Raw genomic sequence first — 13771 nt, 5'->3', positions numbered from 1 at the left:
ATCGCCGCTGTCAGTGTCGTCTTGCCGTGGTCAACGTGACCAATCGTGCCGATGTTCACGTGCGGCTTATTACGTTCAAACTTTTCCTTAGCCATAGCGCGGGGCCCTTAATTTTTGAGGGGCCCCTGAGGGCCCGTTTCAACATCGCGGGCGATGTATTGGGAATCGGCATGGAAATCAAGCCTTGGCATCGCCCATCTGACGTTTCAGAAGATTTTTTCCCGATGCCATGTCGATTTCGTCAAATCCCGTTCGTCTGGTAATCAGGAAGGCAATCAAGCCGCCTGAAATTCAAAAGGACGAACCCATGCAATATATCTGTCTCATCTATTCTGCCGAAGGCGCGGGCCCGCAGCGCGGCACAGCTGACTTTGGCCCATTCATGCAAGCCTACGGCGCCTTCACAGCCGAAATGCAGGAAACCGGACGTTTCATTGCCGGCGATGCGCTGCAATCTGTGGCGACAGCAACCTGTGTCTCTGTCAAGGACGGCAAGACCATCACCACAGACGGCCCTTTTGCGGAGACCAAGGAACAGCTGGGCGGCTACTACCTGCTGGACTGTGAAAGCCTCGACGATGCACTTGCACAAGCCGCAAAGATCCCAACCGCGCAGCATGGCCGGATCGAGGTCCGCCCTCTGGTCGTCTGGGACAACTAAGACCTGATGCCGCTCCCGCTTTCTCTCGATCAGACGATCAATGGTGTCGTCCGCGAAGAGTGGGGGCGCATCCTCGCTGCGCTGACCAAGGCGATCGGTGATTTGCAACTTGCCGAAGACTGCCTGCAAGAGGCCGTGGCCCGCGCTATCAAACGCTGGCCTGAGGCTGGCATCCCTGACAGCCCCGCTGCATGGCTGATCCGCACCGCACGCAACATTGCCATTGATCGTTTTCGCCGCGATGCGCGCCACGACAGGGCCCTGCCGGAGTTGACCCTGCTGGCCGAAACCGTGGCGGAGGACGATCCCATTGACGAAGCGATCCCTGACAAGCGGCTGGAAATGATCTTTACCTGCTGCCACCCCGCTCTAGAGGAAAAGACGCGGGTCGCGCTGACCCTGCGAACGCTGGGCGGCCTCACGACAGAAGAAATCGCGGCCAGTTTTCTGGATGCCCCTGCCACAATGGCCCAGCGCCTTGTGCGGGCCAAACGCAAGATCAGGGCCGCGGGCATCCCCTACCGCATCCCCGAAACGTCTGACCTGCCGGAACGGATGCAGGCCGTGCTATCGGTCATTTATCTGATCTTTTCGCGCGGCAATACGGCGACCGCCGCGCAATCCCAACACCTGTCAGCCGAGGCGATCCGTCTGGGGCGCATCCTCTGCCAGCTTCTGCCTGATGACGCGGAAGTCGCGGGGCTTTTGGCGCTGATGCTGCTCACGGATGCCCGTAAGGCCGGACGGCTGGATCGCGACGGGCACTTTCTGCCGCTTGAACAGCAAAACCGGCGCCGCTGGGACAAAGCCCGTATTGCCGAAGGCGACAGCATCCTGCGCAAGGCTCTGGGTCGCGGTGCTGTCGGCCCCTATCAGCTACAGGCAGCGATCAGTGCCTGCCACGCGACGAGCCCGTCATGGCAGGACACCAACTGGACCGAGATCGCCGCCCTCTATGGGTTATTGATACAGATGGTGCCCACGCCGGTTGTGCGGCTGAACCACGCTGTGGCCCTCTCCTACGCCGGTCAACTTGAGCAAGGCTACGCCATTCTGAACGGGCTTCAGGGCAATGCGACCTTGCGGGAGTATCAGCCATTCCATGCCGCGCGCGCCGATCTTGCCGCGCGCAGCGGTGACGTCTCCGCTGCCAAAAAGCATTATGCCAAGGCCATCGCCCTGTCCGTCAGCCCCACAGAACAGTTGTTTCTGTCTGCAAAAAGTGACAGCCTTTCCGGATAATACCCAAGGCACAGTGAAGACGACCCATGACGAAAGGAGGTTCTGCCATGAATCTCGGCGCATTTTCCATTAGCCTCAATGTCAAAGACATTGCCGTTTCCAAAGAATTTTACGGCAAGCTCGGCTTTGCCCCGATGGGCGGGGATGAAGAGCAGGGCTGGCTGATCCTCAAGAACGGCGACACGATTATCGGCCTGTTTGGCGGGTTCATTCAGGCCAACACGCTCACCTTCAATCCGGGCTGGGATCAGAACGCACAAAACCTCGACGACTACGACGATATCCGCGACATCCAGAAACGGCTCAAGGCCGAGGGCGTCGAATTTGTCAGTGAAGCCGACGAGACCACCACCGGCCCCGCCAGTTTTGTCCTGATGGACCCCGACGGCAATCCCATCCTCGTCGACCAACACCGCTAACGAGCGTCACGCCCTGCCGCGATCACGGCCTGCGCAAGGAAATCCACAAACATTCGCACACGGGCCACGCGACGCAGGTCTTCGTGATAGACCACCCATGTGCTGCGGCCCTCGTCCACGGTGCCACCCGGCACGCGCTGGAGATCGGGAAATTTTTGCAAGACCCAATGGGGCAGAAACGACATGCCTGCGCCTGCCCGTGCGAGGTGCAAATGCATTTCGGGATCAATACACGTGTGGCGGATCGTAGCCTCGGGAAAGCCGGACTCAGCGATGAACCGCTGCATTTCCGGCACCGGGCCGTAGCCGATAAATGACAGCCCCTGCCCCTTTTTGCCTGCCTTCGGCAGATGGGTCTCGATGTAGTCGCGGCTGGCGCAAACCGAGATCGGCAGCGCCTGCAATTTGCGCGCGACAACGTCATCGGTGATCTCGGCGGCGTGGCGGATGGCGATATCGGCCTCAAGATTGCTGATCTGCTGAATGTCGAAGGTCAGGCTGATCTCAAGCTCCACTTGCGGATAAATCCGGCAGAACTCGGCAAAGACCGGGGCCAGCAGAAAATGCCCTGTCATGGGATCGACAGAGACACGGATCGTCCCTGATGCTTCGCGGTCCAACCCCTGCAGCCCGTTGCGTGCGCGCGCCAGAAGGGTCTCGGCCTCTTCCGCCTCAGGCAGCAGGGTCTCACCCGCACCTGTCAGGGTCAGCCCGCGCCGGGTGCGGCGGAAAAGCTGCACGCCATAGCCCGCCTCCAGCGCCTCGATATGGCGGCGCACGGTGGCGTGGGTTGCGCCTAGGGTTTCAGCGGCCGCGCGCAGACTGCCGGTGCGGGCCACCGCCAGAAAGAAGGGCATCTGTTCCCAGTCCTGCATCGGGGCTCCCTCTTTTGTGGATCATTTATGAACCACTGTGGCCCGTTTTCGTCAGTATGAAAAGCAATTCATGAACCGTATCACCGGTGGCAGTTCAAACACCCATCCGAAAGTGAAACCCATGAAAGCCGCTATCTACAACCGCTACGGTCCCGCCAATGTCGTGCAACTGACCGATCGCCCCGTACCTACACCGAGAGCAGGTGAAGTCCTCATCCGCGTGCACGCCAGTTCCGTCACCGCCGCCGACACGATGATCCGCGAAGGCATACCCCGCTTTGGCCGCCTGTTCCTTGGCCTGCGTGGGCCGAAAATCACAGCCATGGGCACGCAGTTCGCGGGAGACATCATCGCGGTCGGATCGGAGGTCACGACCTTTGAGACCGGGAACCGCGTCTTTGGCGAAACCGGCATGAACTTTGGCGCGCACGCAGAATATGCGGTCGTTGATGCCAAAGGTGTCATCGCACCGATCCCCGCGGGCATGACCTATCAGGAGGCTGCCGCCCTCTGCGACGGGCCGCTCACCGACATGAACTTCCTGCGCAACCTCGCCGATCTGCAACCGGGTCAACACATCCTGATCAACGGGGCCGCAGGCTCGCTCGGCACCGCTGCGGTGCAACTGGCCAAGAGCTTTGGCGCAGAGGTCACCGGCGTCTGCAGCACCCGCAACGTGGCCTTTGTCAAATCGCTGGGGGCCGATCATGTGATCGACTACAACCGCGAGGATTTCACGACCCGCCACGGCACCTATGACGTGATCTATGACACGGTGGGCAAGAGCAGCTTTGAGGCCGCGCGCCCCGCGCTCAAGAAAGACGGCCAGTACATCTCGCCTGTGCTTTCCTTGAAACTGCTGCGGCAGATGCTGTTCGGCAATTGCTGGCGCAGGCAAAAGGCCAAATTCTCGGCCACGGGGATGCTACCACCAGAAAAGCAGATGCCATTGGTCAAAGACCTGACCGACCGCATCGCGCTGGGACATCTAAGAATGGTCATCGACCGCAAGTTCCCGCTGTCCCGCATCGGCGAAGCCCATGCCTACGTCGACACCGGCCATAAGCGCGGGAATGTCATCATCGAGATAGACGCGGCTTAAGAAAACTTGTTGTTTTTGGGGAAGCCGTAGGGCGGGCGCTTGCCAACGCCTGCCCGCGCGCCCTTCCATTCGGTCATGTCAGGCTCGGTCCGTGTCTTGCCGCCGCCCATCGGCCACGACAAACCATCGGCCCAATCAAAGGTTGTCAGATCAGACAAACCGCCATCGAGTTCCAGCATCCCCTGCCGCCCCGAGGCCTTCTTGTATTTCTGGATGCGCACACCCTTGCCGCGCGCCATCTCTGGCAATTCATCCAATGCAAAGACGAGGAACTTCGCATTTTCCGACACGACGGCCACGTGATCACCGGTGACGCGATGGCAAATCTTGGCCACGGTATCTTTGACGTTCAGGACCTGCTTGCCTGTGCGGGTCTGGGCCACCACATCGTCGGCAGGCACGACAAATCCATTGCCTTCCTGACTGGCGACAATCAGCTTTTCTCCGGGCTTGTGGATGAGCATATCCACGATCTCGACGTCGTTTGGCAGATCCACCATCAAACGCAACGGCTCACCCATCCCGCGGCCTCCGGGCAGGTTCGTGGCCGCGACCGTGTAGAAACGGCCATTCGCGCCAAAGACCAGCAGTTTGTCCGTCGTCTCCGCATGGAAGATGAAACGCGGACCGTCACCGTCCTTGAACTTCAGCTCGCGGGTCAGGTCGATATGGCCCGTCATGGCGCGGACCCAACCCATTTTTGAGCAGACAACCGTGATCGGCTCGCGTTCGATCATCGCTTCCAGCGGGACCTCGACGATTTCCTCAGCCTCGGCAAATTGGGTGCGACGCTCGCCACCCTCGCTGCCACGGCCAAAGACCTTGCGGGTTTCGCGGAGCTGCTCGGCAATCCGCGCCCACTGCAGGTCTTCACTCTCTAGCAGGTCCTCAATCTCGGCGCGTTCTTTCATCAGGGCGTCGCGCTCAGCGATCAGTTCCAGCTCTTCCAGACGGCGCAAGGACCGCAAGCGCATGTTGAGGATCGCTTCGGCCTGCACCTCGGTGAGCGAAATCTCCGGGTCCGCGTCAGGGCGCAGGGGCGAGACATAATCCGCCTCGGATGTGGCGCGCGCATGTTCAACCGCCCAATCCTCGGCCATCAGCGCGGCCTTGGGATCGTCATCATAGCGGATGATATCAATCACGCGATCAAGATGCAGGAAGGCGATGATGAAGCCTTCGAGCACCTCCAAACGGTGGTCGATCTTGTCGAGGCGATACTGGCTGCGACGGAGCAGCACCTCGCGGCGGTGGTCAAGGAAGGCGCGCAGCACCTCTTTCAGAGAGCAGACCTTGGGCGTAACACCGTCAATCAGCACGTTCATGTTCAGGCTGAACCGCGTCTCAAGATCGGAGTTGCGGAAGAGCATCCCCATCATCACCTCTGGATCGACCGTCTTGGCGCGCGGTTCCAACACCACACGGATGTCATCAGCGCTTTCGTCGCGCACATCTGCCAGCAAAGGCACCTTCTTGGTCTGGATCACCTCGGCCAGCTTTTCGATCAGCTTGGACTTCTGCACCTGATAGGGGATTTCGGTGACCACGACCTGCCATTGGCCACGGCCAAGATCCTCGACCTCCCATTTCGCGCGCAGACGGAAAGCACCACGGCCGGTGCGATAGGCCTCGGCGATATTCTCTTTGGGTTCGACAATCACGCCGCCGGTCGGGAAGTCGGGACCGGGCACATAGTCGAGCAAGGTCTCATCCCGCGCATTCGGGGCCTTGATCAGATGCAGACAAGCGCCGATCAACTCATCAAGGTTATGGGGCGGGATATTCGTGGCCATGCCCACGGCAATCCCGCTTGAGCCATTGGCCAGCAGGTTGGGGAAGGTGGCAGGCAGAACGGCAGGTTCTTCCAGACGACCATCATAGTTGGGGCGGAAATCGACGGCGTTCTCATTCAGCCCTTCCAACAGCGCCTCAGCCGCCGCCGTCATCCGCGCTTCGGTATAGCGGCTGGCGGCGGGATTATCGCCGTCGATGTTGCCAAAGTTGCCCTGCCCGTCGACCAGCGGGTAGCGCACGTTGAAGTCCTGCGCGAGGCGGGCCATCGCATCATAGATCGCGGCATCACCGTGAGGGTGGAAATCACCCATCGTGTCGCCGCTGATCTTGGCTGATTTCAGAAAGCCACCATTGGGCGACAGTCGCAGCCGCGACATGGCATATAGAATGCGGCGATGCACCGGCTTCAGCCCGTCACGCGCATCCGGCAAGGCACGATGCATGATGGTGGACAGCGCATAGGTCAGATAGCGGTCGCCAATGGCGCGCCGCAGCGATTCCGTCACATCATTTGGGCCGAGGTCTTCGCCTGTTTCACTGCTCATAAGACTGGTTTAGCGGCGCGCGATTCCGGCGGCAAGCGCAACGATATGTTTTCGAGCAGCGGAACCATCTGAAACGTTGCGGCGTTATCAAATTGTCGAACGATTGAAGCGGAGTGAACGAGATGGGATATTCGTTAACATTTTGGAGTTTGGTCATTTTTGGGCTGATGTTTCAGCTCTCAGGTGGTGCAGATTTTGAACCGCGTGAGCGTGTGACATATACAGAGGCACCTTGGGCGCCGCTGGAAATAAGTGAGCGTAATCTGGTGCGTCGCGCATCCGTCGATGCACCAACAGAGACGACACCTGTTGCCGCAGGCTTCCAGATCCTCCCGACTGACTATGTTTACGTACCGGCGATCCCATCCGCACCGGTCGCGGCAGAGCGTGAAACGGCCTCAAACGTCATTCTGGCTTCCGTTCCAGTGGAAGAGACCACGACATCGTCCAACATCCGCATGAAAGCGGTGCGTCCGGCGGCAAATGAAGCATTGCAAGACCTGGTGCAGGTTTCGGGCAATGGCGTGAATATGCGCACTGGTCCAAGCACAGCCTATGCTGTGATCGACACGCTGCCTTTGGGCCAAGAGGCGATCCGCCTGTCGACCGAAGATGGCTGGTCCCAGATCCGCGTCATTGAGACAGGCGAAATCGGCTGGATGTCGTCCCGCTTTATCGCCAGCAACGGGTAGACTTGCCCCCTGCCTGGCGACGTGCAAAAGCTGTCGCCATGGCGCAAAAATCAATACTCATCACGGGTTGTTCTTCAGGCATTGGATATGATGCAGCGCACCAGCTTCGGAAACGGGGCTGGCGCGTTTTTGCAAGCTGCCGCAAGCCGGAAGACTGTGCACGGCTTCAGGCCGAAGGCTTTGACAGTTCGCTGATCGACTATGCAGACCCCAAAACAATAAAAACCGGACTGGCGGAGGTCCTGTCTGCCACCGGCGGCACATTGGATGCCGTCTTCAACAACGGGGCGTACGCCTGTCCCGGCGCCGTTGAGGATTTGCCGGTGGACGCCCTCAGAACCTTGTTTGAGAGCAACTTTTTCGGCTGGCACGACCTGACCCGCCGCGTCATTCCGGTGATGCGGAAACAGGGGCGTGGACGCATTGTCAATTGCTCTTCCGTCTTGGGTTTTGTCGGCATGCGCTGGCGCGGGGCTTATGTGGCAAGCAAATTTGCCCTCGAAGGTCTGACCGATGTGCTGCGCGTGGAAATGGCCGACACGCCTATCAAGGTTATCCTGATCGAACCTGGCCCGATCACAACCAAGATCCGCGAAAACGCGATCCCGCATTTTGAGAAGTGGATCGACTGGCAGAGTTCGGCACGTGCAGACCAATACCCCACACTGACCAAGCGCCTCTACGAAGACAGGGGCCCTGACCGGTTCGAACTGCCACCCAAAGCGGTGACGGACAAGCTGCTGCACGCCCTGACCGTACCAAACCCCAAGCCTCGCTATTATGTGACCTTCCCGACCTATCTGATGGGCACACTGCGGCGCATTCTGCCGACACGCTGGCTGGATGCGTTGATTTTGCGGGTGTGAGGGTTTTCTTCCGCCGCCACGCTGCTACATCGCCACAGACACGATAAAGGACCAAGACAATGACAGATGATCCTCTTTTTTGGGTAATGGTGGTCGCCGTGGGCGCGGTTGCCGTCATCTTGTTGATGGGGGTCGGCACCTTCGGAAAAGGCGGCGAGTTCAACAAAAAACACGCCAACCGCCTGATGCGCTGGCGCATTGGCGCGCAGTTCGTTGCGGTGCTGCTGATCTTGCTCTTTGTTTATCTGCGCGGCTAGGGAAACGGAAAACATGGTTGTTCTGAACAAAATCTACACAAAAACCGGTGACGGCGGCGATACCGCGCTTGGCAACGGCAGCCGCGTGGCCAAGCACTCCTTACGTGTCTCGACATACGGCACCGTTGACGAGGTGAACGCGACCGTGGGCCTTGCCCGTCTGCACGCCGAAGGCGATCTCAACGATCAACTCGCCATGATCCAGAATGACCTGTTCGATCTTGGTGCCGATCTCTGCCGACCTGACATGGATAAGGATGACGAGGCGGGTTATCCGGTCTTGCGGATGAGCGGGACACAGGTGGACCGCCTTGAGGCCGAAATCGACGCAATGACGAAAATGGTTGAACCGCTGAAAAGCTTCATCCTGCCAGGCGGCTCTGCACTTGCGGCGCATCTGCACCTCTGCCGGACTGTCACACGGCGGGCTGAACGCCTCACGGTGGAGCTTGCCACGATGGAAACCATCAACCCTGCGGCGGTTCGCTACCTGAACCGCCTCTCGGACTGGTTCTTTCAGGCGTCGCGCATCGCCAACGAAAACGGTACCAAAGACGTGCTTTGGGTTCCGGGCGCAAACCGCTGATGGACTGCGCACCGTCTCACTGACGGTGCCAAAACCGAACGCACCAGCCGTTACCGCAAACATCTTCGTGAAATCCGCCGATTGGATGACGTGCACGTCAAGAACGTGGCGTCGGTGACCCTTTGCGCGTCGATTTTGCACTGTTTCTATGCTGCGGTGCAGGATAACAACATCCCGAGAACAAGACTTGAAAGATTCTTAGGAGAGAAACGCAAATGAAGGTCCTCGTACCCGTCAAGCGCGTGATCGACTACAACGTGAAGGTTCGCGTCAAAGCGGATGGTTCCGGTGTCGATCTTGCCAACGTCAAAATGTCGATGAACCCGTTCGACGAAATCGCAGTCGAAGAAGCAATCCGCCTGCGCGAAGCTGGCAAGGCCGAAGAAGTCGTCGCGGTTTCCATCGGCGTCAAGCAAGCGCAGGAAACACTGCGTACAGCGCTCGCCATGGGTGCAGACCGTGCTATCCTCGTCGTCGCTGCCGATGATGTGCACACCGACATCGAACCTCTGGCCGTTGCCAAGATCCTCGCCAAAATCGTCGAGGAAGAGCAGCCCGGTCTGGTGATGTGCGGCAAGCAGGCCATCGACAACGACATGAACGCCACAGGCCAGATGCTGTCCGCTCTTCTGGGCTGGAGCCAGGCAACCTTCGCATCCGAAGTCGACGTTGATGGCGACCACGCCACAGTCACCCGCGAAGTTGACGGCGGTCTGCAGACTGTAAAGGTCAAGATGCCGACAATCGTCACTGTGGACCTGCGCCTGAACGAGCCGCGCTATGCGTCCCTGCCAAACATCATGAAGGCCAAGAAAAAGCCTCTGGATGAAAAGACGCCTGCTGACTACGGCGTTGACGTGACACCGCGTCTGAGCATCGTTGGCACGACTGAACCAGAGGCCCGCAAGGCTGGCATCATGGTCGGTTCGGTGGATGAACTTGTCGAGAAACTTAAAGAAGCGGGGGCTGTATAATGGCTGTTCTTCTGATTGGTGAAGTATCCGACGGCGCTCTGGCCGTTGACGCGACCGCAAAAGCTGTCTCCGCGGCGCAGGCGCTTGGCGATGTGACCGTGCTGTGTGCCGGTGCCTCTGCCGCAGATGCCGCTGCCGAAGCGGCAAAGATCGACGGTGTTGCAAAGGTTCTTTGTGCTGAGGATGCTGTTCTGGGTCATCGTCTGGCCGAGCCGACAGCTGACCTGATTGTTTCGCTTGCCGGTGATTACAGCCACATCGTGGCACCCGGCACCACGGACGCAAAGAACGTGATGCCACGTGTCGCGGCGCTTCTGGACGCCATGGTGATCTCTGAAGTCACCGCAATCGTGGATGCCGATACATTCGAGCGCCCGATCTACGCAGGTAACGCAATCCAGACGGTCAAGTCGTCCGACGACAAGAAGGTCATGACGATCCGTACCGCGGGTTTCGATGCTGCGGGCATGGGTGGTTCAGCCGCTGTTGAAAACATCGGTGCAGCCGGTGATCCGGGCCTGTCTGAATGGGTCGAGGACAAGGTTGCAGCGTCTGATCGTCCCGAACTGACGTCTGCTGGCGTCGTCGTTTCGGGTGGTCGCGGTGTTGGCTCCGAAGACGACTTTGCTCTGATCGAGAAACTGGCTGACAAATTGAATGCCGCTGTCGGCGCCTCCCGGGCCGCTGTTGACTCAGGTTACGCGCCAAACGACTGGCAGGTCGGTCAGACCGGCAAGGTCGTTGCGCCTGATCTTTACGTCGCGGTCGGTATTTCCGGCGCGATCCAGCACCTTGCGGGTATGAAAGACTCCAAGATCATCGTTGCGATCAACAAGGACGAAGAAGCCCCGATCTTCCAGGTGGCGGACTACGGTCTGGTTGCCGACCTGTTTGAAGCAGTGCCTGAGCTGACTGAAAAGCTCTAACTCTTCCTTTCCGAAAGTGAGAAGGCCCGCAGTCATGCGGGCCTTTTTTGTTAGAGCGCATAGAGCTGCTCGCGTATTGCAGGCACGAGCTGCTCCGCCGCCTCACGGTGGCAACTGACACCCAGCATTTCCGACGCGGCCTGCCGCTGTGACGGCGGGAAGACCATCCCCTTCACCCCTTGGGACAAAGCTTCTCGCGACGGTGTGACATAGACGATATCGCGCACAAGCGGGCGCAAATCCTCAACCATGGTTTTTGTCACGAAAAGGGGATCGGCCTGCAACTGGTTGGGATTGGCGGACCAGTGCACATCGCTTGGCGCAGTGTCCGACAGCCACAGAAGCATCGGCGGCCGGCCTAGCATTTCGATAAATCGACGCATCCGCGCAGTCCAAGCTGTGCGAAGTTCGGTCACAATGGTTTCGAACCGGTCGGTCGATCTCGTCTGCAACGCACCAAGCATATGACGGGTGAAGGAAAATCCGGTGAAATCGACGTCAGGGTAAATCGCCTGCATCACAGATGACGCGCCGACAAAACGGTCGTTCCGACGTGGATGCACAGAATAGAAGCGGTTGGATATGACATTCGCGCCCATGATCTGCAGCACGGTCAGATCGGCGTTCTGACAAATTTCGGTCACGGCGGGATCACCCAGAAAGGCATCAATACCGCCATTGATGCAGCCCAGATTGACCGCGGGTTGGCGCATGGCCTTTTCCACAAGATAGGGAAACGGGTGTTCGATAAACTTCCCATAGGTGGCTGTCCCACCAACAAAGGCCAGATAAGGCTGGTTCAAACGCTTGCGCGGCCCGCGAAACAACATGCGTGAGCCGTGATACCGGCATGGCGAATAGGAAATAAGTTCATCTTCGATCTGTTCTTGCTTCATCGTCAGCGCCCCGCATCCAGTGAAGGTTTGGGTGCTATTTTGACCACAAGAATTGACGAAGGCTTAATGTGCGCATTTGTCTAAATTGCTTGTGACTGATCCGCCTTGAAGCCCCCCCTGCCGGAGGCCTATGCTACGCGCAACGGTCAAAGGAATGGTCATATGGCAATTAACACTATCGGCATCGTTGGCGCTGGCCAGATGGGCAATGGCATCGCGCATGTCTGCGCCCTTGCCGGATATGAAGTGCTGTTGAACGATGTCAGCGAGGACGCGTTGCAGGCGGCCCTGTCGTTGGTTGACCGGAATATGGAAAGACAGGTCGGCAAGGGGCTGATCACTGCCGACGAAAAGTCAGAGGCGCTCCGCCGGATCGGATCGACCAAGACACTGACCGACCTTGGCCAAAGCGATCTGATCATCGAAGCCGCGACCGAACGCGAAACCATCAAGACGGCGATCTTCGAAGACCTTGTGCCGCATCTCAAACCGGAAACGATCCTGACGTCGAACACCTCTTCGATTTCGATCACACGTCTGGCGTCGCGCACAGACAGGCCCGAACGGTTCATGGGCTTCCACTTCATGAATCCGGTCCCGATCATGCAACTGGTCGAATTGATCCGCGGGATCGCAACGGATGAGGCGACATTCCAGGCCTGCCACGGCGTTGTGGAACGACTGGGCAAAACCTCTGCTACGGCTGAAGATTTCCCGGCCTTTATCGTGAACCGGATTCTGATGCCGATGATCAACGAGGCGATCTACACCCTTTACGAAGGTGTGGGCTCGGTGAAGTCGATCGACACATCACTGAAGCTTGGCGCAAACCATCCGATGGGGCCACTGGAACTGGCGGATTTCATCGGTCTGGATACGTGCCTGGCCATCATGAACGTCCTGCACGATGGTCTGGCCGATACCAAATACCGCCCCTGCCCGTTGTTGACCAAGTATGTCGAGGCGGGTTGGCTGGGCCGCAAAACCGATCGGGGTTTTTACGATTATCGCGGTGAGACGCCTGTCCCGACGCGGTAAAGACCCGGGTTAGCGTCGCTTTTCGCGCAAGCGCAGCGTCTGTTCACGCATCCAGGCCATAGCCTCGCGCGGTTTCTTCAGCCGTTCCGACAGATCATCGGCATCAAACGGCGCGCCGATGACAGGCTTCTGCGGCTTGTCGAAGGCTTTTGCGATCTCGTGGATCAGCAGGCTCTGGCGCAACACAGGCGAAATGCGGTTCGCCATGTGATACCAACGCGAATTGGACCCCGGGAAGTAAAGTGGCACCACTGTTGCGCCCGATTTTCTGATCATCTTGGCCGTAAAGACGTTCCAATCCGCTTCAATCATTGGTCCAAACATCGTCTTTGATGTCGCCACGACGCCTGACGGGAAAAGTGCGATCAGCCCGCCTGCCTCAAGATGCGCCATAGACTTCTGGCGCATTTCGATCATCTTTTCCTGCGCATCGACATCATGCGGGAATGGCACAGGGATCATCACACTGCCGGCGTCTTCGTCGATGTCGGTCAGAAAGGCGCGCGTCAGGATACGGTAGTCGCTGCGCACGCGGCCCAGCATCTGGGCAAGGATCATCCCGTCCACCAATCCGTGCGGATGGTTCGCCACGACAATGACCGGACCGGACTTCGGGATATGCGCATATTGCTCAGGCGGTGTCTGGATATCGATTCCCATGGCCGCCAATGCGCCATCCCAGAAAGCCTGTCCCTTCAGCTTTCCTTGCGTCTCGAACTGGCGGACAACGCGCAGGACCTTGATCTTTCCGGTGCACCATTCAATCGCCTTGATCACGTTGCGCCGCCACGCACTGTCGAATGTATCCGAGTAGGTGAGCGCATCACGGTTGTAGATCGTCCGCCGCGCGTCGGGGGCACCGCGGCCGATCAGCGGTTTCGATGTCATGTCACTCATT

At 58.8% G+C, this 13771-nt stretch carries 16 protein-coding genes; 11 read left to right on the top strand and 5 right to left on the bottom strand.

The window, feature by feature from the left end; all coding sequences use genetic code 11:
- Nucleotides 1-95 (bottom strand): GTP-binding protein (locus tag BM316_RS13140; protein WP_034866829.1); only part of this gene is annotated, 95 nt, incomplete at its 3' end.
- A gap of 212 nt (nucleotides 96-307) precedes the next feature.
- Here BM316_RS13140 and BM316_RS13135 point away from each other — a divergent pair.
- Genes BM316_RS13135 through BM316_RS13125 form a run of 3 tightly spaced genes read left to right on the top strand, consistent with a single transcriptional unit; the run spans nucleotide 308 to nucleotide 2322 of the window.
- A complete protein-coding gene (locus tag BM316_RS13135) occupies nucleotides 308-661 on the top strand; it encodes a YciI family protein (RefSeq protein ID WP_090209528.1) in 354 nt (117 codons plus the stop codon).
- Between the two features lie 6 nt (nucleotides 662-667).
- Entirely contained in the window at nucleotides 668-1903 is a 1236-nt protein-coding gene (locus BM316_RS13130; RefSeq protein ID WP_090209348.1) for an RNA polymerase sigma factor, read from the top strand.
- Nucleotides 1904-1950: 47 nt separating this feature from the next.
- Entirely contained in the window at nucleotides 1951-2322 is a 372-nt protein-coding gene (locus BM316_RS13125) for a VOC family protein (RefSeq protein WP_090209525.1), read from the top strand.
- Here the strand turns inward: BM316_RS13125 and BM316_RS13120 are convergent.
- Nucleotides 2319-3197 (bottom strand): LysR family transcriptional regulator, encoded by an 879-nt coding sequence (locus BM316_RS13120; protein WP_090209345.1) that lies wholly within the window; start codon nucleotides 3195-3197, stop codon nucleotides 2319-2321. The genes BM316_RS13125 and BM316_RS13120 overlap by 4 nt on opposite strands.
- Before the next feature lie 70 nt (nucleotides 3198-3267).
- On the opposite strand from BM316_RS13120, the gene BM316_RS13115 reads away from it, so the two are divergent.
- The gene (locus tag BM316_RS13115) at nucleotides 3268-4299 is read left to right on the top strand and encodes an NAD(P)-dependent alcohol dehydrogenase (protein ID WP_207493697.1); all 1032 of its coding nucleotides are present in this window, start codon (nucleotides 3268-3270) and stop codon (nucleotides 4297-4299) included.
- Here BM316_RS13115 and BM316_RS13110 read toward each other — a convergent pair.
- Nucleotides 4296-6638, bottom strand: coding sequence for a DNA topoisomerase IV subunit A (locus tag BM316_RS13110; RefSeq protein WP_090209343.1), 2343 nt, complete (start codon nucleotides 6636-6638; stop codon nucleotides 4296-4298). The two genes, BM316_RS13115 and BM316_RS13110, sit on opposite strands and share 4 nt — an antisense overlap.
- Before the next feature lie 167 nt (nucleotides 6639-6805).
- Here BM316_RS13110 and BM316_RS13105 point away from each other — a divergent pair, with 167 nt between their 5' ends.
- The 6 genes from BM316_RS13105 (at nucleotide 6806) to BM316_RS13080 (ending at nucleotide 10939) form a co-directional block, all read left to right on the top strand.
- A complete protein-coding gene (locus tag BM316_RS13105; protein WP_165606591.1) occupies nucleotides 6806-7330 on the top strand; it encodes an SH3 domain-containing protein in 525 nt (174 codons plus the stop codon).
- Nucleotides 7331-7368: 38 nt separating this feature from the next.
- The gene (locus tag BM316_RS13100) at nucleotides 7369-8196 is read left to right on the top strand and encodes an SDR family oxidoreductase (protein WP_090209339.1); all 828 of its coding nucleotides are present in this window, start codon (nucleotides 7369-7371) and stop codon (nucleotides 8194-8196) included.
- 59 nt (nucleotides 8197-8255) lie between these two features.
- The gene (locus BM316_RS13095) at nucleotides 8256-8453 is read left to right on the top strand and encodes a twin transmembrane helix small protein (RefSeq protein WP_090209336.1); all 198 of its coding nucleotides are present in this window, start codon (nucleotides 8256-8258) and stop codon (nucleotides 8451-8453) included.
- A gap of 13 nt (nucleotides 8454-8466) precedes the next feature.
- Nucleotides 8467-9039, top strand: a complete 573-nt coding sequence (locus tag BM316_RS13090; protein WP_090209333.1) for a cob(I)yrinic acid a,c-diamide adenosyltransferase — start codon at nucleotides 8467-8469, stop codon at nucleotides 9037-9039.
- A gap of 215 nt (nucleotides 9040-9254) precedes the next feature.
- Nucleotides 9255-10013: an electron transfer flavoprotein subunit beta/FixA family protein gene (locus tag BM316_RS13085; protein WP_090209331.1), complete on the top strand. Its 759-nt coding sequence runs from the start codon at nucleotides 9255-9257 to the stop codon at nucleotides 10011-10013.
- Nucleotides 10013-10939 carry an electron transfer flavoprotein subunit alpha/FixB family protein gene (locus BM316_RS13080; RefSeq protein ID WP_090209328.1) on the top strand — a complete coding sequence of 309 codons (927 nt, stop codon included), beginning with the start codon at nucleotides 10013-10015 and terminating at the stop codon, nucleotides 10937-10939. Before BM316_RS13085 ends, BM316_RS13080 begins: the two co-directional genes overlap by 1 nt.
- A gap of 50 nt (nucleotides 10940-10989) precedes the next feature.
- Here BM316_RS13080 and BM316_RS13075 read toward each other — a convergent pair whose 3' ends face one another.
- Nucleotides 10990-11835, bottom strand: coding sequence for a DUF6473 family protein (locus BM316_RS13075; RefSeq protein ID WP_090209325.1), 846 nt, complete (start codon nucleotides 11833-11835; stop codon nucleotides 10990-10992).
- A 162-nt stretch (nucleotides 11836-11997) separates the two neighbouring features.
- Here BM316_RS13075 and BM316_RS13070 point away from each other — a divergent pair, with 162 nt between their 5' ends.
- Nucleotides 11998-12873 (top strand): 3-hydroxybutyryl-CoA dehydrogenase, encoded by an 876-nt coding sequence (locus BM316_RS13070; RefSeq protein WP_090209322.1) that lies wholly within the window; start codon nucleotides 11998-12000, stop codon nucleotides 12871-12873.
- A gap of 9 nt (nucleotides 12874-12882) precedes the next feature.
- On the opposite strand, the gene BM316_RS13065 is transcribed toward BM316_RS13070, so the two are convergent.
- A complete protein-coding gene (locus tag BM316_RS13065) occupies nucleotides 12883-13770 on the bottom strand; it encodes a lysophospholipid acyltransferase family protein (protein WP_090209320.1) in 888 nt (295 codons plus the stop codon).
- Nucleotide 13771: the final 1 nt, after the last annotated feature.

It is taken from the genome of Yoonia litorea, from assembly GCF_900114675.1.
GTDB lineage: Bacteria > Pseudomonadota > Alphaproteobacteria > Rhodobacterales > Rhodobacteraceae > Yoonia > Yoonia litorea.
This window is presented reverse-complemented; position numbering and strand designations above follow the sequence as displayed.

Coding starts and splice junctions, on each gene's coding strand:
- BM316_RS13135 (WP_090209528.1), top strand. CDS start 308: ATGCAATATATCTGTCTCATCTATTCTGCCGAAGGCGCGGGCCCGCAG.
- BM316_RS13130 (WP_090209348.1), top strand. CDS start 668: ATGCCGCTCCCGCTTTCTCTCGATCAGACGATCAATGGTGTCGTCCGC.
- BM316_RS13125 (WP_090209525.1), top strand. CDS start 1,951: ATGAATCTCGGCGCATTTTCCATTAGCCTCAATGTCAAAGACATTGCC.
- BM316_RS13120 (WP_090209345.1), bottom strand. CDS start 3,197: ATGCAGGACTGGGAACAGATGCCCTTCTTTCTGGCGGTGGCCCGCACC.
- BM316_RS13115 (WP_207493697.1), top strand. CDS start 3,268: ATGAACCGTATCACCGGTGGCAGTTCAAACACCCATCCGAAAGTGAAA.
- BM316_RS13110 (WP_090209343.1), bottom strand. CDS start 6,638: ATGAGCAGTGAAACAGGCGAAGACCTCGGCCCAAATGATGTGACGGAA.
- BM316_RS13105 (WP_165606591.1), top strand. CDS start 6,806: ATGTTTCAGCTCTCAGGTGGTGCAGATTTTGAACCGCGTGAGCGTGTG.
- BM316_RS13100 (WP_090209339.1), top strand. CDS start 7,369: ATGGCGCAAAAATCAATACTCATCACGGGTTGTTCTTCAGGCATTGGA.
- BM316_RS13095 (WP_090209336.1), top strand. CDS start 8,256: ATGACAGATGATCCTCTTTTTTGGGTAATGGTGGTCGCCGTGGGCGCG.
- BM316_RS13090 (WP_090209333.1), top strand. CDS start 8,467: ATGGTTGTTCTGAACAAAATCTACACAAAAACCGGTGACGGCGGCGAT.
- BM316_RS13085 (WP_090209331.1), top strand. CDS start 9,255: ATGAAGGTCCTCGTACCCGTCAAGCGCGTGATCGACTACAACGTGAAG.
- BM316_RS13080 (WP_090209328.1), top strand. CDS start 10,013: ATGGCTGTTCTTCTGATTGGTGAAGTATCCGACGGCGCTCTGGCCGTT.
- BM316_RS13075 (WP_090209325.1), bottom strand. CDS start 11,835: ATGAAGCAAGAACAGATCGAAGATGAACTTATTTCCTATTCGCCATGC.
- BM316_RS13070 (WP_090209322.1), top strand. CDS start 11,998: ATGGCAATTAACACTATCGGCATCGTTGGCGCTGGCCAGATGGGCAAT.
- BM316_RS13065 (WP_090209320.1), bottom strand. CDS start 13,770: ATGAGTGACATGACATCGAAACCGCTGATCGGCCGCGGTGCCCCCGAC.